Annotated in this window: 16 protein-coding genes; 5 read left to right on the forward strand and 11 right to left on the reverse strand. The window is 59.6% G+C overall.

Annotated elements, in window-relative coordinates; genetic code table 11:
• Window position 1: 1 nt before the first annotated feature.
• The 4 genes from gatB (at window position 2) to HF257_RS25275 (ending at window position 3,464) form a co-directional block, all read left to right on the forward strand.
• The gene (gene gatB / locus HF257_RS25260) at window positions 2-1,447 is read left to right on the forward strand and encodes an Asp-tRNA(Asn)/Glu-tRNA(Gln) amidotransferase subunit GatB (RefSeq protein ID WP_185708351.1); all 1,446 of its coding nucleotides are present in this window, start codon (window positions 2-4) and stop codon (window positions 1,445-1,447) included.
• 160 nt (window positions 1,448-1,607) lie between these two features.
• Entirely contained in the window at window positions 1,608-1,979 is a 372-nt protein-coding gene (locus HF257_RS25265; protein WP_185708350.1) for a septal ring lytic transglycosylase RlpA family protein, read from the forward strand.
• 49 nt (window positions 1,980-2,028) lie between these two features.
• Window positions 2,029-3,084, forward strand: a complete 1,056-nt coding sequence (locus HF257_RS25270; protein ID WP_185708452.1) for a calcium/sodium antiporter — start codon at window positions 2,029-2,031, stop codon at window positions 3,082-3,084.
• Window positions 3,081-3,464: a carboxymuconolactone decarboxylase family protein gene (locus tag HF257_RS25275; RefSeq protein ID WP_053254400.1), complete on the forward strand. Its 384-nt coding sequence runs from the start codon at window positions 3,081-3,083 to the stop codon at window positions 3,462-3,464. The genes HF257_RS25270 and HF257_RS25275 overlap by 4 nt, the downstream gene beginning before the upstream one ends.
• A gap of 119 nt (window positions 3,465-3,583) precedes the next feature.
• On the opposite strand, the gene HF257_RS25280 is transcribed toward HF257_RS25275, so the two are convergent.
• The 5 genes from HF257_RS25280 to kdgD all read right to left on the reverse strand — a co-directional run bounded on the left by HF257_RS25280 (window position 3,584) and on the right by kdgD (window position 10,140).
• Entirely contained in the window at window positions 3,584-4,525 is a 942-nt protein-coding gene (locus HF257_RS25280; protein WP_185708349.1) for an AEC family transporter, read from the reverse strand.
• 174 nt (window positions 4,526-4,699) lie between these two features.
• Complete coding sequence (gene garD / locus HF257_RS25285; protein ID WP_159960608.1) at window positions 4,700-6,253, reverse strand: galactarate dehydratase; 1,554 nt, start codon at window positions 6,251-6,253, stop codon at window positions 4,700-4,702.
• 11 nt (window positions 6,254-6,264) lie between these two features.
• Window positions 6,265-7,629: an MFS transporter gene (locus HF257_RS25290; protein ID WP_185708348.1), complete on the reverse strand. Its 1,365-nt coding sequence runs from the start codon at window positions 7,627-7,629 to the stop codon at window positions 6,265-6,267.
• 99 nt (window positions 7,630-7,728) lie between these two features.
• Window positions 7,729-9,174 carry an aldehyde dehydrogenase family protein gene (locus HF257_RS25295; RefSeq protein ID WP_185708347.1) on the reverse strand — a complete coding sequence of 482 codons (1,446 nt, stop codon included), beginning with the start codon at window positions 9,172-9,174 and terminating at the stop codon, window positions 7,729-7,731.
• A 54-nt stretch (window positions 9,175-9,228) separates the two neighbouring features.
• Entirely contained in the window at window positions 9,229-10,140 is a 912-nt protein-coding gene (gene kdgD / locus HF257_RS25300) for a 5-dehydro-4-deoxyglucarate dehydratase (protein WP_034102171.1), read from the reverse strand.
• Between the two features lie 235 nt (window positions 10,141-10,375).
• Between kdgD and HF257_RS25305 the strand changes: the two genes are divergently transcribed.
• Window positions 10,376-11,533 carry a phospholipase gene (locus HF257_RS25305; RefSeq protein ID WP_185708346.1) on the forward strand — a complete coding sequence of 386 codons (1,158 nt, stop codon included), beginning with the start codon at window positions 10,376-10,378 and terminating at the stop codon, window positions 11,531-11,533.
• 124 nt (window positions 11,534-11,657) lie between these two features.
• On the opposite strand, the gene HF257_RS25310 is transcribed toward HF257_RS25305, so the two are convergent.
• From HF257_RS25310 to petA, 6 genes are all read right to left on the reverse strand, one after another.
• Window positions 11,658-12,407: a FadR/GntR family transcriptional regulator gene (locus HF257_RS25310; RefSeq protein WP_185708345.1), complete on the reverse strand. Its 750-nt coding sequence runs from the start codon at window positions 12,405-12,407 to the stop codon at window positions 11,658-11,660.
• 158 nt (window positions 12,408-12,565) lie between these two features.
• Window positions 12,566-12,985 carry a ClpXP protease specificity-enhancing factor gene (locus HF257_RS25315; protein ID WP_122487516.1) on the reverse strand — a complete coding sequence of 140 codons (420 nt, stop codon included), beginning with the start codon at window positions 12,983-12,985 and terminating at the stop codon, window positions 12,566-12,568.
• A gap of 17 nt (window positions 12,986-13,002) precedes the next feature.
• Window positions 13,003-13,620: a glutathione S-transferase N-terminal domain-containing protein gene (locus HF257_RS25320; protein WP_016971566.1), complete on the reverse strand. Its 618-nt coding sequence runs from the start codon at window positions 13,618-13,620 to the stop codon at window positions 13,003-13,005.
• A 149-nt stretch (window positions 13,621-13,769) separates the two neighbouring features.
• Entirely contained in the window at window positions 13,770-14,549 is a 780-nt protein-coding gene (locus tag HF257_RS25325; RefSeq protein ID WP_185708344.1) for a cytochrome c1, read from the reverse strand.
• On the reverse strand, window positions 14,549-15,760 hold the full coding sequence (locus HF257_RS25330; RefSeq protein ID WP_032877803.1) for a cytochrome b: 1,212 nt from the start codon (window positions 15,758-15,760) through the stop codon (window positions 14,549-14,551). Before HF257_RS25330 ends, HF257_RS25325 begins: the two co-directional genes overlap by 1 nt.
• On the reverse strand, window positions 15,760-16,356 hold the full coding sequence (gene petA, locus HF257_RS25335) for a ubiquinol-cytochrome c reductase iron-sulfur subunit (protein WP_003216040.1): 597 nt from the start codon (window positions 16,354-16,356) through the stop codon (window positions 15,760-15,762). Before petA ends, HF257_RS25330 begins: the two co-directional genes overlap by 1 nt.
• Window positions 16,357-16,507 lie beyond the last annotated feature (151 nt).

Raw genomic sequence — 16,507 nt, forward strand, 5'->3', positions numbered from 1 at the left:
TATGCAATGGGAAGTTGTGATCGGGCTGGAGATTCATACCCAGCTCGCCACCCAATCGAAGATTTTCTCCGGTAGTGCCACCACGTTCGGTTCCGAGCCGAACACCCAGGCCAGCCTGGTAGACCTGGGCATGCCCGGCGTTCTGCCCGTGCTGAACCAGGAAGCGGTGCGCATGGCGGTGATGTTTGGCCTGGCGATTGACGCCGAGATCGGCCAGCACAACGTGTTCGCGCGCAAGAACTACTTCTACCCGGACCTGCCCAAGGGCTACCAGATCAGCCAGATGGAACTGCCAATTGTCGGCAAGGGCCACCTGGATATCCCGCTGGAAGACGGTACCATCAAGCGTGTCGGCGTCACCCGCGCCCACCTGGAAGAAGACGCCGGCAAGAGCCTGCACGAAGAATTCCCGGGCGCGACCGGTATCGACCTGAACCGCGCCGGTACGCCGCTGCTGGAGATCGTCTCCGAGCCTGACATGCGCAGCGCCAAGGAAGCCGTGGCGTACGTCAAGACCATCCACGCGCTGGTGCGCTACCTGGGCATCTGCGACGGCAACATGGCCGAAGGCTCGCTGCGTTGCGACTGCAACGTGTCGATCCGCCCAAAGGGCCAGGCCGAGTACGGCACGCGCTGCGAGATCAAGAACGTCAACTCGTTCCGCTTCATCGAGAAGGCGATCAACAGCGAAGTCCGTCGCCAGATCGAGCTGATCGAAGACGGCGGCAAGGTCATCCAGCAGACCCGCCTGTACGATCCGAACAAAGACGAAACCCGCGCCATGCGCAGCAAAGAGGAAGCCAACGACTACCGTTACTTCCCCGACCCGGACCTGTTGCCGGTGGTCATCGAGGACTCGTTCCTCAATGACGTGCGCGCCACCCTGCCGGAATTGCCGCAGCAAAAACGCGAGCGCTTCCAGGAGCAGTTCGGCCTGTCGGTCTACGATGCCAGCGTCTTGGCTTCCAGCCGTGAGCAAGCCAACTACTTCGAAAAAGTCGTGAGCATTGCCGGTGACGCCAAGCTGGCGGCCAACTGGGTGATGGTTGAGCTGGGCAGCCTGTTGAACAAACAGGGCCTGGAAATCGACGAAGCCCCGGTTACCGCCGAGCAGTTGGGCGGCATGCTGCTGCGCATCAAGGACAACACCATCTCCGGCAAAATTGCCAAGACTGTGTTTGAGGCGATGGCTGCAGGCGAAGGCAGTGCCGACGAAATCATCGAGAAGCGCGGCCTCAAGCAAGTCACCGACAGCGGCGCGATTTCGGCGGTTCTGGATGAAATGCTTGCGGCCAATGCCGAGCAGGTCGAGCAATACCGCGCGGCAGACGAGGCCAAGCGCGGCAAGATGTTCGGCTTCTTTGTGGGCCAGGCGATGAAAGCCTCCAAAGGCAAGGCCAACCCGCAACAGGTGAACGAATTGCTGAAAAGCAAGCTCGAAGGCTGACAGCGATGAATGGTCCGGGTGAGATTTCATGCTCGACTCGGACCCCCTGTGGGAGCGGGCTTGCTCGCGAATGCGGTGGACCAGTAAATACATATTTAGCTGACACACCGCATTCGCGAGCAAGCCCGCTCCCACATTTGTATTTGGGGCAGCTCAGAAAATGAAGCGTCTACTTGGCCTCCTGGCCCTGTTCTCCCTGTTGGCCGGATGCGCCAGCGGCCTCATCAACCCCAACGGCTACGACGAAACCGGCACCGCCACCTATTACGGCGCCAAGCACCATGGCAACAAGACCGCCAGCGGTGAACCTTTCAACCAGAACGCCCTGACCGCCGCCCACCGGCAATTGCCGTTCGGCACCCAGGTCAAGGTCACCAATCTCGACAACGACAAATCCGTGGTTGTGCGCATCAATGATCGCGGCCCGCATACCCGAGGGCGCTTGATTGACTTGTCACGCAAGGCTGCCGAGCAGTTGGGCATGATCAGCAGCGGCACGGCGCGCGTGCGCGTGCAAGCCTTGGGCAACTAACCATGGAGGACCGGTCATTTTCGGATTAACCGCCCTCTCACCCTGGAGCCTGCTGGAGTTGGTCAGCGGCCTTGTACTGCTGATCATCGGCGCCGAAATCCTGGTGCGCGCTGCCGTGCGTCTCGCCGCCAGCCTTAAGGTGCGGCCATTGATCATCGGCTTGACCGTCGTGGCGTTCGGCAGCAGCGCGCCGCAGATGACCGTCAGCCTGCAAGCCACCCTGGCCGGCAATACCGATATTGCGGTGGGCAGCGTGATTGGCAGCAGTATCTTCAACATCCTGGTGACCCTGGGCCTGTCGGCGCTGATTATTCCGCTACGGGTCTCACGTCAGTTGGTGCGCCTGGATATCCCGGTGATGATCCTCGCGGGGCTGTTGGTATTTGTGCTGGCGGCGAATGAAGAACTCACGCCCGCCAATGGCCTGGTGCTGCTGATTGCCCTGCTCGCTTATCTCGGCGTACTGCACTACCAGACTCGCCATTCACGTCGCCCACGCACGCTGGACACGGTAGCCCGCGCTCCGTGGCTAAGCAGTGTGCTGCTGATGCTGGGCGGGCTGCTGATCCTGGTGCTCGCCGGTCATCTGCTGCTGGGCGCCGCGGTGGATGTGGCTGGGGACCTGGGCCTGTCGGAACGCATTATCGGCCTGACACTGATCGGCGTCGGCACCTCACTGCCTTGCCTGGCCACTTCACTGATCGCCGCTCTGCGTGGCGAGCGGGAGATCGCCGTCGGCAACGTGATCGGCAGCAACCTGTTCAACCTGCTGGGGGTGCTGGGCTTTACCGCCCTGGTGGCGCCTTCACCGCTGTCGGTGTCGCCCAACGCCCTGGACTTTGACCTGCCGGTGATGCTCGCAGCCTTGGTGCTGTGCCTGCCGGTGTTCTACATCGGCTACCGCGTGACCCGCGCCGAGGGCCTGGTCTTTTTGGGGCTGTACCTGGCCTATGGGCTGCACGTGATGGCCTTCACCACTGGCATGCCCCTGGCCAACAAGCTTGAACACCTGATGCTGTATTACGTCCTGCCAGTGCTGGTGGCTTTCCTGTTGTTCAGCACGCTGCAAGCCTGGCGCCGCCAACACAAGAGGGAATCGAAATGACCGATCAGAAAAAGCCCGGGGTTGAAATGCGTCGCCAGGTCATGGGCGATGTGTTCGTCGACCGCGCCTTGGGCAATGCCACCGAGTTCACCCAGCCGCTGCAGGACTTCGTCAACGAGCACGCCTGGGGCAGTGTGTGGAACCGCGAAGGCCTGCCGCTAAAGACCCGCAGCCTGATCACCCTCGCCGCCCTCACCGCCCTCAAGTGCCCGCAGGAACTCAAGGGGCATGTGCGCGGTGCGCTGAACAATGGATGCACGGTGGAAGAGATTCGTGAGGCGTTGCTGCATTGCGCGGTGTATGCCGGCGTGCCGGCAGCGATTGATGCGTTTCGGGCGGCGCAGGAAGTGATCGAGGCGTATCAGGCGGATCAGCAGTGACTGTTATATAGCCTTCGCGAGCAAGCCCGCTCCCACATTTGACCAAGTTCCAGCATGAGAATGCAGTCAAATGTGAGAGCGGGCTTGCTCGCGAATGGCCCTCACACACACCACAAAACTCAGATCCAGCCACCCGCCTGCAACACAAAAATCCCGATATTGGTGGTCACCGCCGCCATCAGCGTGGTGATCACAATAATCGCCGCCGCCAGCTCATGATTGCCCTCTGCCGCCCTGGCCATCACAAAGCTCGCTGCCGCCGTCGGCGCGCCGAAGTACAAAAATAAAATCCCCAACTCCGGCCCCCGAAACCCCAGCAGCCAGGCGCCCAGCGTGGCCACCAGCGGCAACCCGATCATCTTCACCAGGCTCGCACTCAGCGCCATGCTGCCGCTTTTACGCAACGCCGCCAGTGACAAGGTGCCTCCGATGCAGATCAGCGCCAGGGGCAAGGTCATGTCCGCCAGGTACCGGCCGGAAGACTCCAGCCAACCCGGCAAGCCAATCTGGAACACCGCAAACGGCGTAGCGACGATGACGCTGATAATCAGCGGGTTGGCCACCACGCTCTTGAAGATGCTCCACGGGTCCGACTTGATCACCGGGCTGTACACCGCCAGTACGATGGTCGACAGCGTGTTGTAAAACAGGATCACCAACGCCGCGAGAATTGCGCCAAGGGAAATACCGTAATCGCCATACATACTGGCCGCCAGCGCCAGGCCAATCACCCCGTTGTTGCCGCGAAATGAACCCTGGGTGTAGATACCCCGGTCTTCACGTGGGCACCGGAAAATTGCCCAGCCCCAGGCCAGCGCAAAGCTGAGCAACGTGGCGACGGCGAAGTAGATCAGCAACCCCGGCTTGAGCGCCGAGTGCAGGTCGGCATGCAAGATGCCCAGGAACAGCAGCGCCGGCATGGTGACGTTGAACACCAGCGAGGAAGCCGTGTGGATAAAGTTGTCGTTGATCCAGTTGATGCGCTTGAGCAGCACCCCCAGGAACAACATGGCAAACACCGGCGCGGTGATGGTGAGGGTGGTGAGGAAAATTGCCAGCATGCCGGGGAGAACCTTGGTGAGCGTCGTTAGGTGGCTAATGATAAGCCATGCTGCCCTGCGGCGTCTGTTAGGACGCCTTCGCGAGCAAGCCCGCTCCCACATTCAACCGCATTCTCATGTTGGAAATCGGTTAAATGTGGGAGCGGGCTTGCTCGCGAAGCAGGCGACTCGGTCTCAAGTAATAGGCGCAGGGTTAAACAACGTGATGTCGTTATGCAGCTTATGCCGCTCCGCCCACGTCTGCTTCTTGCCGCTGGCCACATCCAGGTAGAAGTGGAACAACTCCCAGCCCAACTCCTCGATGCTCGCACGCCCGGTAGCAATGCGCCCGGCGTCGATATCAATGAGGTCTGGCCAGCGCTGCGCCAATTCCGTACGTGTCGATACCTTCACCACCGGCGCCATCGCCAGGCCATAAGGCGTGCCACGCCCAGTCGTAAACACATGCAGGTTCATCCCGGCCGCCAGTTGCAAGGTGCCACACACAAAGTCACTGGCTGGCGTGGCGCAAAAGATCAGCCCCTTGCCCTTGAAGCGTTCGCCCGGGCCGAGCACGCCGTTGATCGCGCTGCTGCCAGACTTGACGATGGAGCCCAGCGACTTCTCGACAATATTCGACAACCCACCCTTCTTGTTGCCCGGCGTGGTGTTGGCGCTACGGTCTGCCTCGCCCTTGGCCAGGTAACGGTCGTACCAGTCCATTTCCCTGACCAGTTCCTGGGCGACTTCCTTGCTCTCGGCGCGTGAAGTCAGCAGGTAGATGGCATCACGGACTTCAGTGACCTCCGAGAACATCACCGTCGCCCCCGCCCGCAGCAGCAAGTCCGAGGCATAACCCAGCGCCGGGTTGGCGGTGATGCCGGAAAACGCATCGCTGCCGCCACACTGCATGCCCAGGATCAGCTCCGAGGCCGGCACGGTTTCGCGCCGACGTTGGTCGAGCTTCTTCAACCGTGTCTCGGCCAGTTCCATGATCTGCTCGATCATTTCGGTAAAGCCGTGACTGGAGTCCTGCAGCCGATACAGCCAAGGCTCGCTCAGGTCGACCGAGCTGTCGTTGTCGTGCATCACCTGCCCGGCCTGCAATTTCTCGCAACCCAGGCTGATCACCAGGGCTTCGCCCCCCAGGTTCGGGTTGCGCGCTAGGTTGCGCACGGTGCGGATCGGAATATAGGCATCCGTCGCAGTGATCGCCACGCCGCAGCCGTAGCTGTGGGTCAGCGCCACCACGTCATCGACATGCGGATACTTGGGCAGCAATTCGTCCTTGATACGCTTGACCGCATGGTCCAGCACGCCGGTGACGCACTGCACCGTAGTGGTGATGCCAAGGATGTTGCGCGTGCCCACGGTGCCGTCGGCGTTGCGATACCCCTCAAAGGTAAACCCCTCCAACGGCGCCTGGGTTTCGGGCACCTCGGTGGACAACGGCAAGCTGTCCAGCGGGGGCGCGGTGGGCATACGCAGTTGATCTTCCTGCACCCAACTGCCGCGCGGAATCGGCGCCAAGGCGTAACCGATAGTCTGGCCATAACGAATAATCTGACCGCCTTCGGGAATATCCTCCAGCGTCACCTTGTGGCTCTGCGGGATGAAATCCACGGTCACCAGGCCGTCGGGGAATTCGGTCCCGGCCGGTACACCCTGGTCATTGACCACGATCACTACGTTGTCACGCTCGTGCAAACGAATGGAGCGCGGCGAGTCGGCATGTTCAATCAACTGCATTACATCGCCCCTCAGGAGTGCGCTTGGGTAAGGTTGGTCAGCTCGGGGCCTTTGGTTGGCGGCTCTTTGAGTACGACACGTTTGATCGGACCGACGATGACCAGGTAGCTGAACACCGCCACCAGCGCGTTGGCGCCGACGAACACCAAGGCCCATTTGAACGAACCGGTGGTGCTGATGATGTAGCCGATGACAATCGGCGTGGTAATCGACGCCAGGTTACCGAAGGTGTTGAACAGACCACCACTGAGGCCGGCGATTTGTTTCGGCGAGGTGTCGGACACCACCGCCCAACCCAGTGCGCCAACGCCTTTGCCGAAGAAGGCCAACGCCATGAAGCCCACCACCATCCATTCGATATCCACGTAGTTGCAGGCCACGATGCTGCTGGAAATCAGCAGCCCACCAATGATCGGCGCCTTGCGTGCAAAGGTCAGGGAATGGCCTTTGCGCAGCAGGTAGTCGGAAATCACCCCGCCGAGCACGCCGCCGATAAAGCCGCAGATCGCCGGCAATGAAGCAATGAAACCTGCCTTGAGGATGGTCATGCCACGGTCTTGCACCAGGTACACCGGGAACCACGTCAGGAAAAAGTAGGTGATGCCGTTGATGCAGTACTGACCCAGATAGACACCAAGCATCATGCGGTTGGTCAGCAGTTGGCGGATGTAATCCCACTTCGGACCGTCAGTTTTCTTACCCTTGCCCTTGTCTTGATCCATATCGACCATCGCGCCATTGGCTGCGATGTGGTTGAGCTCGGCTTCGTTGATCATCGGGTGCTGGCGAGGGCTGTGGATAACTTTCAGCCAGATCAGCGAGAACAGGATGCCGATCACGCCCATCACGATAAACACATGCTGCCAGCCGAAGCTGTAGACGATCCAACCCATCAGCGGCGCAAACAGCACCGTGGCGAAGTACTGCGCCGAGTTGAAGATCGCCGAAGCAGTGCCGCGCTCGGCCGTAGGAAACCACGCCGCAACAATACGCGCATTTCCGGGAAACGAGGGCGCTTCGGCCAGACCCACCATGAAGCGCAGCATAAACAGCGCAACCACAGCAGTGGAGACACCGAATTCACCGACATAGCCTTGCAGCACGGTGAACAGTGACCAGGTGAAGATGCTCAGGGCGTAGACTTTTTTCGAGCCGAACCGGTCGAGCAGCCAGCCGCCGGGAATTTGCCCGGCCACGTAGGCCCAACCGAATGCAGAGAAGATATAACCGAGGGTGACCGCGTCGATACCGAGGTCTTTTTGCAGGCTGGAGCCCGCGATGGCGATGGTAGCCCGGTCGGCGTAGTTGATCGTGGTCACCAAAAACAGCATGAGCAGGATCAAATAGCGGACGTGGGTCGGCTTGGTCGCTTGCATGAAGAAGTACTCCCACTAATTATTTTTTTTGCGGGTAATGGTTTTCTATTTTTCAGTGTGGGGGACCAGCAGGCATCCGGCCCCCACAGGTGTTGCGAGTTACGAACCGATGTAGCTGGTCTTCACCACGGTGTAGAACTCTTGCGCATAGCGACCTTGCTCACGCGAACCATAGGATGAACCCTTACGGCCACCGAACGGAACGTGGTAGTCCACGCCGGCGGTCGGCAGGTTGACCATCACCATCCCAGCCTGGGAATGGCGCTTGAAGTGGTTGGCGTACTTGAGCGACGTCGTGGCAATGCCCGCCGACAAACCGAACTCGGTGTCGTTGGCCATGGCCAGTGCTGCCTCGTAATCCGCTACGCGCACCACGTTGGCCACTGGGCCGAAGATCTCTTCACGGCTGATACGCATGGCCGCTTCGCTGTCGGCAAACAGCGTCGGCGCCAGGTAGTAACCCTCGGTATCGCACGTCACCAGGCCGCCACCGCTGACCAAACGCGCGCCTTCGCTTTGCCCGATGTCGATGTACTTGAGGTCCTGATCCAGTTGGGCCTGGGAAACCACCGGGCCAATGTCAGTGCCGCTTTTGAGGGCATGACCGACCTTGATCGACTTCATGCGCTCAGCCATCGCCGCAACGAACTGGTCGTGAATGCCGGCGGTAACAATCAAGCGGCTGGAAGCGGTGCAACGCTGGCCAGTGGAGTAAAACGCGCTCTGTACCGACAGCTCGACGGCCTGCTTGAGGTCGGCGTCGTCGAGAATGATCTGCGGGTTCTTGCCGCCCATTTCCAACTGCACTTTGGCCTGGCGCGACACGCAACTCACGGCGATCTGACGCCCTACACCCACCGAGCCGGTGAAGCTGATGCCATCGACTTTCGGGCTGTTGACCAACACGTCGCCAACCACACGGCCGCTGCCCATCACCAGGTTGAACACACCGGCGGGGAAACCTGCGCGGGAGATGATTTCTGCCAGGGCCCAGGCGCAGCCCGGGACCAGCTCGGCAGGCTTGATCACCACGCAGTTGCCGTAGGCCAGGGCCGGGGCGATTTTCCAGGCGGGGATGGCGATCGGGAAGTTCCACGGAGTGATCAGGCCGACCACGCCCAAGGCTTCGCGAGTCACTTCAACGTTAACGCCAGGGCGTACCGACGGCACGTAGTCGCCGGACAGACGCAGGCATTCACCGGCGAAGAACTTGAAGATATTACCGGCGCGGGTCACTTCACCGATGGCTTCGGGCAGGGTCTTGCCCTCTTCCCGGGCCAGCAGGGTGCCGAGTTCTTCGCGGCGGGCGAGGATTTCACTGCCGACTTTATCCAGGGCGTCATGGCGAGCCTGAATGCCCGAGGTGGACCAGGCCGGGAACGCGGCGCGGGCGGCGTCAATGGCGGCGTTGACTTGGGCGACATCCGCCTTGGCGTATTCGCCAATGACGTCAGACAACTCCGACGGGTTGAGGTTGACGCAATAGTCGGCACCGGCCACCCACTGGCCATTGATGTAGTTTTCGTAACGCTGAGCTTGGGACACGAATTCTCTCCTGACGCAAAAGGCCGCTGATCTCTCAGCGGCCTTGTAGATAAGTTATTGCGCGCCTTGCTTGTCGATCAGCGCGGCGAGGGCTTCGTATTCTTCCGGCAACAGGTCGGTCAGCGGGGTACGTACCGGGCCTGCGTCGTAGCCGGCGATTTTTGCACCGGCCTTGACGATGCTTACCGCGTAACCGGCTTTGCGGTTACGGATGTCCAGGTATGGCAGGAAGAAGTCGTCGATGATCTTGGCAACGGTGGCGTGATCGTCCTTGGCAATCGCATGGTAGAAGTCCATCGCGGTTTTCGGGATGAAGTTGAACACCGCCGAGGAGTACACCGGAACGCCCAAGGCTTTGTAGGCCGCAGCGTAAACCTCTGCAGTCGGCAGGCCGCCGAGGTAGCTGAAACGATCACCGAGACGGCGGCGAATCGAGACCATCAGTTCGATATCGCCCAGGCCATCCTTGTAGCCGATCAGGTTCGGGCAGCGCTCGGCCAGGCGTTCCAGCAGTGGCGCGGTCAGGCGGCAGACGTTGCGGTTGTACACCACCACACCGATTTTTACCGACTTGCACACCGCTTCAACGTGGGCGGCAACGCCGTCTTGGCTGGCTTCGGTCAAGTAATGCGGCAGCAGCAGCAGGCCTTTGGCACCCAGGCGCTCGGCTTCTTGGGCGTACTCGATGGCCTGGCGGGTCGAACCGCCGACACCGGCGAGGATCGGCACGCTGGTGGCGCAGGTATCAACTGCGGTCTTCACCACTTGCGAATATTCGCTGGCCGCCAGGGAGAAAAACTCACCGGTGCCGCCAGCGGCGAACAACGCGGTGGCGCCGTAAGGGGCCAGCCATTCCAGACGCTTGATGTAACCCGCCTGGTGGAAGTCACCCTGGGCGTTGAAATCGGTCACCGGGAAAGACAGCAGACCGTGGGAGAGGATGGACTTCAGTTCTTGTGGATTCATTATTCGAACACCCTGGGCGAAGACTTTCTATTGAAAGGTTGTTGTTGGTTTTGGTGATGTCGTACGTCATCGTACAACTATAAATGATTTCGTCAACTGCAATTCGTCGAGGTCGTTCCGAGGCTCGCTGTTTTTCTTGCCTTCTTGACGTAGGAAATTATTCCTCTACTCTGGCAATAACTGTATATACATACAGTTGTTACGGAAGATTCCTACGACATAGCAAGGAGCTAACATGTCAGGTCTTGAACTCGCGGCACCCGAAAAGAAACCACCCGTCCTGCGCTTCGAAGGCGGCGAACACACCGCCATTGGCGATGACACCCTGTTGCGTTTCGCCAAGGACGCCCCGGCGATTCCCTCACGCCAAGTTGAATTGCACCTGCCTAACGGACTGGCATTGACCTACGGCCAAGTGATCGCCCTGGGCGGTGACTTCTATGGCATCCCTGGCCAGCCTATCAGCGATGGCGCCTCGCCTGCCGAGCGCGTGCAACGCTTTAGCGCTGCGTTCAACACGCTCGCCGTGCTGCCCGCCTCACGGGAGGAAGCGCACAAGATCCTCGCGGTGATGCAAACGGAGATCACTGCGGTCAAGCAGGCGATCAAAGACGGCAAACAAGCCCATGAAGCCTACGACGCCTTGGGTGATACGTTGTCCGAAGAATGGAACCGCATCACTGGCGGCGGCAGCGCAGTCTCGGCGCTGATTCCATTGGGACGTTATCTGAAACTGGCGGCGGACAATGCCGACCATTTCGGTGAATGGGCGCTGTCAGCCTACCTGGCGGGGCACACGGCGGCACTGCAACAAGCCGCCGTGGCGCACCAGACCGGCACCGACCAGGCGCTGGAACTGGCGTATGCCATGAACAGTTTTGCTGATCACTTTTTGACCGACCTGTTCTCGGCCGGCCATCTACGCGTCCCGCGCAAACAACTCGCCGCCGTGGTGACACCCGGTGAGTTGGGTTCGCTGATTAGCCGCTTCATGCACGACGAAGACAGCAAGTTCGGGCTCAAGGTGCGTAACGCCATGGGCGATCAGTGGCACGCCTATGGGGACAAGCGCTACTTCGACGCGATTGATGCGGACAATCGGATGCAGGTCAAACGTGCCGTGCAGGCTTCGGCGGATGAAATTTTCGAAACCTTCATCAGCGGTGTCACGCCCTCCCCGGCCAATTTCAAGGCGCCGTTGTATGTGCCGGACCTGAATGCGGCGCAGAACCCGGCGAATAATTTTTCGCCGCTGTTCAAGACGGAGGGAGACAAGGTGCTGCGTCGCAAGGATGTGAATGACCTGAACGACAAGCGCTGGACGGATGATTGGTGGGGGTGGAGCACCTATCTGCTGCTCAAGGACTACAAGCCGAACCAGCCTGCCAGCTAAGACACTGGAGATCATAATGTGGGAGCGGGCTTGCTCGCGAAGGCGTTCTTTCAGTCGATGTATATGCAGACTGACACACCGCATTCGCGAGCAAGCCCGCTCCCACACTAGATAGGCATCAACCTCAGTTGCGCTGCGCTTCTGCCTCTTCATGGGCATGGCGCAGCCGCTCACGGCTATTGGTCAGGTGCAAGCGCATGGCCGCACGCGCCGCATCTGAATCCTTACGGGCAATCGCCTCGTAGATCTCTTCATGCTCACGACTCAAGCGTCCCATGTAGTGTTGCTGGTCATCATGGGCCAGGCGTGCCGAATTCAACCGCGTGCGCGGAATGATGCTGGTGCCCAGGTGGGTCATGATGTCGGTGAAATAGCGGTTACCGGTGGACAGCGCAATTTCCAGGTGGAACGCGAAGTCGGACGCCACCGCGTCGCCGGCGTGTGCCGCACTTTCATTCAAGGCGTCGAGGGCGGCGCGCATGGCCGCCAGTTGCTCATCACTGCGGCGCAGCGCAGCCAGGCCAGCCGACTCCACTTCCAGGCTGATACGCAGCTCCAGTATCGCCAGCACATCACGCAGGGTGACCACCGTGGCCGGGTCGATACGGAAGCCGCTGGGGCTCGGCGTGTCCAGCACGAAGGTGCCGATGCCGTGACGGGTTTCCACCTGTCCTGCCGCTTGCAAGCGCGAGATGGCCTCACGCACCACGGTGCGACTGACCCCATGGGCTTCCATGATCGCCGACTCGGTGGGCAGTTTGTCGCCACGCTTGAGTTCACCGTCGCGGATCTGCTCGGACAACACCGTGACCAATTCCTGGGCAAGGCTGCGGCGCTTGCGGGGAAGACGAGGGGCGGTGTTGGCGTTTTCCATGATGGATCATCTTTCTCGGTGAACTTGAGCACGCATCATAGCCCATGGCGGTTGTACGATCACCGTCCGGGCGCGACTTTCATCTACATCCTGCGCGCAAAAAAACGCCCCGGCACAGGCCGAGGCATTTTTCAGGCTTGCCCGAAGGCGATAGCCGCTTACTTCACCACTTTCAGGCTCGGCCGGCCGCTTGGGCGCGGTGGCTCGGCATCCGGTGGTGGCAGGTCATCACCGTCTTCGTTTTCGATCGCTTCGTCATCCTCGAAAGGCGACTCCAGATCGAACACCATGCCTTGGCCATTCTCACGGGCGTAGATCCCGAGAATGGCACCAATCGGCACGAACAGCGTATGGGGCACGCCGCCAAAACGCCCTTCGAAGCTGACCGCCTCGTTGTCCATGTGCAGGTGGCGCACGGCGCTCGGCGATACGTTCAGCACAATCTGTCCGTCACTGGCAAAACCCTGCGGTACCTGAACCGCAGGAAATTCGGAATTGACCAGCATGTGCGGGGTGCAATCGTTGTCCACAATCCACTCATAGAGCGCGCGGACCAGGTAGGGTCGACTGGAGTTCATCAGCGGCTCCTTAAGCCTTAGCGCATATCGCGTTCGACACCAGACAGACTCGCCTGGAAAGCCTCACGCGCAAACTGGCGCTCCATGTAATCAAGCAGCGGCTTGGCAGGCCGCGGCAGTTCAATACCGAGAATCGGCAAACGCCAGAGTATCGGTAATAGGCAGCAATCCACCAAACTTTGTTCCTCACTGAGGAAAAAAGGCTTATCGGCGAACAATGGCGAAACGCCGGTCAGGCTTTCGCGCAATTCCTTGCGTGCCTGTACGCGAACGGCTTCTTTTGTACGCGAATCCAGAATCACATCAACCAACCCGCACCAGTCGCGCTGGATACGATGGATCAGCAGACGGCTGTTGGCACGCGCCACCGGGTACACCGGCAGCAAAGGCGGATGCGGGTAACGCTCATCCAGGTATTCCATCACCACGGTCGACTCCCACAACGCCAGGTCACGATCGACCAGGGTGGGCAAGCTGCCGTAGGGGTTCACTTCGATCAGTTTCGGCGGCTGACGACCCGCCTCCACACTGATGATCTCGGCGCTGACACCCTTCTCTGCGAGCACGATACGCACTCGGTGGGAATAGTGGTCGGCGGGGTCGGAGTAACAGGCCAACCGATTGGTCACGCCCATGGCGGTCCTCCTCGCTTGTTGAAATTATCGAAAGCTCAAAAACGAGCGCGCCCAGAGAGCATCTCTGTAACGGCAGGTGTTACCTGGTCGCTACGTGTTCAGAGATGCCGCTGGGCGCGCAAGATTAACAGCAATTGCTTACGGTTGGATCAATGCACATCCTTCCAGTATTCGCGTTTGAGCAGATAGGCGAATACGAAGAAGAAGGCCAGGTACAGCAATACATAGGTACCGATGCGCTGGTGCTGCAGTTTGACCGGGTTGGCCGAGTAGGCCAGGAAGGTCACGAGATTTTTTACCTTCTCGTCGAACTGCTCTTCATTCAACGCGCCGGTCTTGGGCACGATGGTCAGTTGATCGCATGCCTCGTGAGTCAAAGGCGTACCGGTCAACGGATCATATTGCTTCTTGCCGTCTTCAACGACCTGAACCTGCTTGCATCCTACCACTTGGCGACCCTGCAGGCCGACCAGAACGTTGGGCATGCCGACGTTCGGGAAGACTTTGTTGTTCACGCCATAAGGACGCGCTGGGTCTTCGTAGAAGGATTTCAGGTAGCCATACAGCCAGTCGGTGCCGCGCACACGCGCCACCAGGGTCAGGTCAGGCGGTGCTGCGCCGAACCAGGTCTTGGCGTCAGCGGGTTGCATGCCGATGTTCATGTGGTCGCCGATCTTGGCGCCGGTGAACACCGAATGGCTGAGCATCACGTCATGCGGGATCCCCAAGTCATCGGCAACACGCTCGTAGCGCTGGAACTTGGCGCTGTGGCAACCCATGCAGTAGTTGGTGAACGTACGCAGCCCGTCCTGCATGGCGGCCTTGTCGGACACGTCGATATCGACTTTTTCCAGCTCAGGGCCATGCTCGGCAGCGAAGGACAGTAGCGGCAGCGCCGCAAGCATCAATGCAACGAATAATTTTTTCATCAGCCAGTCACCCTTTCCGGTACCGGTTTGGTCTTCTCAAGCCGGGTATAGAACGGCATCAGAATGAAGTAGGCGAAGTACAGGAAGGTGCAGACCTGCGACAGCAACGTACGCTCAGGAGTCGGCGCCAAAACGCCCAACACACCGAGGATCACGAACGAAATGCAGAACACCCATAGCCAGATTTTGCTCAGCCAGCCCTTGTAGCGCATGGACTTGACCGGGCTACGGTCGAGCCATGGCAACACGAACAGCACCGCGATGGCCGCCCCCATGGCGATTACGCCCATGAGCTTGTCGGGAATCGCCCGCAAGATCGCGTAGAACGGCGTGAAGTACCAGACCGGGGCAATGTGCTCAGGCGTCTTGAAGGCGTTGGCCTGTTCAAAGTTAGGTTTCTCCAGGAAATAACCACCCATCTCCGGGAAAAAGAACACGATCGAGCAGAACACGAACAGGAAGACGACTACGCCGACAATGTCTTTTACGGTGTAGTACGGGTGGAACGGAATGCCATCCAGCGGGATGCCGTTCTCGTCCTTGTGCTTCTTGATATCCACGCCATCCGGGTTGTTGGAACCCACTTCGTGCAGTGCCAGGATGTGCAGCACCACCAGGCCCAGGATCACGATTGGCAAGGCCACTACGTGCAAGGCGAAGAAGCGGTTCAGGGTAATGCCAGAGATCAGATAGTCACCACGGATCCACTGGGTCAGGTCGTTACCGATTACCGGAATCGCACCGAACAGCGAGATGATCACCTGTGCGCCCCAGTACGACATCTGGCCCCATGGCAGCAGGTAGCCCATGAAGGCCTCGGCCATCAGCGCCAGGTAGATCAGCATGCCGAAGACCCACACCAACTCGCGCGGCTTCTGGTACGACCCGTAGAGCAGGCCGCGGAACATATGCATGTAGACGACGATGAAAAACGCCGAAGCGCCTGTAGAGTGCAACAGGCGCAGGATCGAGCCGTACTCGACGTCACGCATGATGTATTCGACGGAGGCGAACGCCTCTTCCGCCGACGGGGTGTAGCTCATCGTCAGCCAGACACCGGTGACGATCTGGTTGACCAGCACCAGCAGCGCCAGGGAGCCAAAGAAGTAGAAGAAGTTGAAGTTTTTTGGTGCGTAATATTTGCTGAGATGGTCTTCCCACATTTTTGTGGCGGGGAAGCGCGCATCGACCCAATCCATGAACTTGCTCATCAGGCTTTCTCCCCCTCGTCGACGCCAATGACAATGACACTGTCAGTCTCGTAGTGATGTGGCGGAACTGGCAGGTTCAAGGGTGCGGGCTGGGACTTGTAGACGCGACCGGCCAGGTCGTAATGAGAGCCGTGGCACGGGCAGAAGTAGCCACCGACCCAATCCTTGCCAAGGTCGGCAGGAGCAACTTCCGGGCGGAAGGTAGGCGAGCAGCCCAAGTGGGTGCAGATACCGATCAGCAGCAGAATCTCTGGCTTGATCGAGCGAATTTCCTTATCGACGTAAGCGGGTTGGTCGGAATTCTTCGAGTCGGGGTCAGACAGCTGACCTTCGATTTTCTTCAGATTCCCCAGGATTTCCTCGGTACGACGAACGATGAATACTGGCTGACCGCGCCACTCAGCAATCATTTGCTGGCCTGGGTCGATCTTGCTGACATTCACCTTCACCGGTGCACCTGCGGCTTTCGCCTTGGCACTGGGAAACCATGACCCCACGAACGGGACCGCAGCCCCCACCGCTCCTGCAGCACCCACCACGGATGTGGCTGCTACCAAGAAGCGACGCCGGCCTGCATTCACGCCGTCATTGCTCATTCAGTCCTCTCCCATCAGCTTTTTGGCCTGTTAAATCAGGCGTCTACTAAGTGTTGAAACTTTACTTATAAAAATTTTGCCGAATGGTAATGAAAAGCCCCACGTATGACAAGGGAATTGCCCGGGGCTCCGCCTCCAGGCCTTGTAGTAT

The sequence above is a fragment of the Pseudomonas cremoris genome, from assembly GCF_014230465.1.

Coding starts and splice junctions, on each gene's coding strand:
- petA (WP_003216040.1), bottom strand. CDS start 16,356: ATGAGCAATGACGGCGTGAATGCAGGCCGGCGTCGCTTCTTGGTAGCA.
- HF257_RS25325 (WP_185708344.1), bottom strand. CDS start 14,549: ATGAAAAAATTATTCGTTGCATTGATGCTTGCGGCGCTGCCGCTACTG.
- garD (WP_159960608.1), bottom strand. CDS start 6,253: ATGCAGTTGATTGAACATGCCGACTCGCCGCGCTCCATTCGTTTGCAC.
- HF257_RS25280 (WP_185708349.1), bottom strand. CDS start 4,525: ATGCTGGCAATTTTCCTCACCACCCTCACCATCACCGCGCCGGTGTTT.
- HF257_RS25265 (WP_185708350.1), top strand. CDS start 1,608: ATGAAGCGTCTACTTGGCCTCCTGGCCCTGTTCTCCCTGTTGGCCGGA.
- HF257_RS25305 (WP_185708346.1), top strand. CDS start 10,376: ATGTCAGGTCTTGAACTCGCGGCACCCGAAAAGAAACCACCCGTCCTG.
- HF257_RS25310 (WP_185708345.1), bottom strand. CDS start 12,407: ATGGAAAACGCCAACACCGCCCCTCGTCTTCCCCGCAAGCGCCGCAGC.
- HF257_RS25275 (WP_053254400.1), top strand. CDS start 3,081: ATGACCGATCAGAAAAAGCCCGGGGTTGAAATGCGTCGCCAGGTCATG.
- HF257_RS25290 (WP_185708348.1), bottom strand. CDS start 7,629: ATGCAAGCGACCAAGCCGACCCACGTCCGCTATTTGATCCTGCTCATG.
- HF257_RS25330 (WP_032877803.1), bottom strand. CDS start 15,760: ATGAGCAAGTTCATGGATTGGGTCGATGCGCGCTTCCCCGCCACAAAA.
- kdgD (WP_034102171.1), bottom strand. CDS start 10,140: ATGAATCCACAAGAACTGAAGTCCATCCTCTCCCACGGTCTGCTGTCT.
- gatB (WP_185708351.1), top strand. CDS start 2: ATGCAATGGGAAGTTGTGATCGGGCTGGAGATTCATACCCAGCTCGCC.
- HF257_RS25315 (WP_122487516.1), bottom strand. CDS start 12,985: ATGAACTCCAGTCGACCCTACCTGGTCCGCGCGCTCTATGAGTGGATT.
- HF257_RS25320 (WP_016971566.1), bottom strand. CDS start 13,620: ATGGGCGTGACCAATCGGTTGGCCTGTTACTCCGACCCCGCCGACCAC.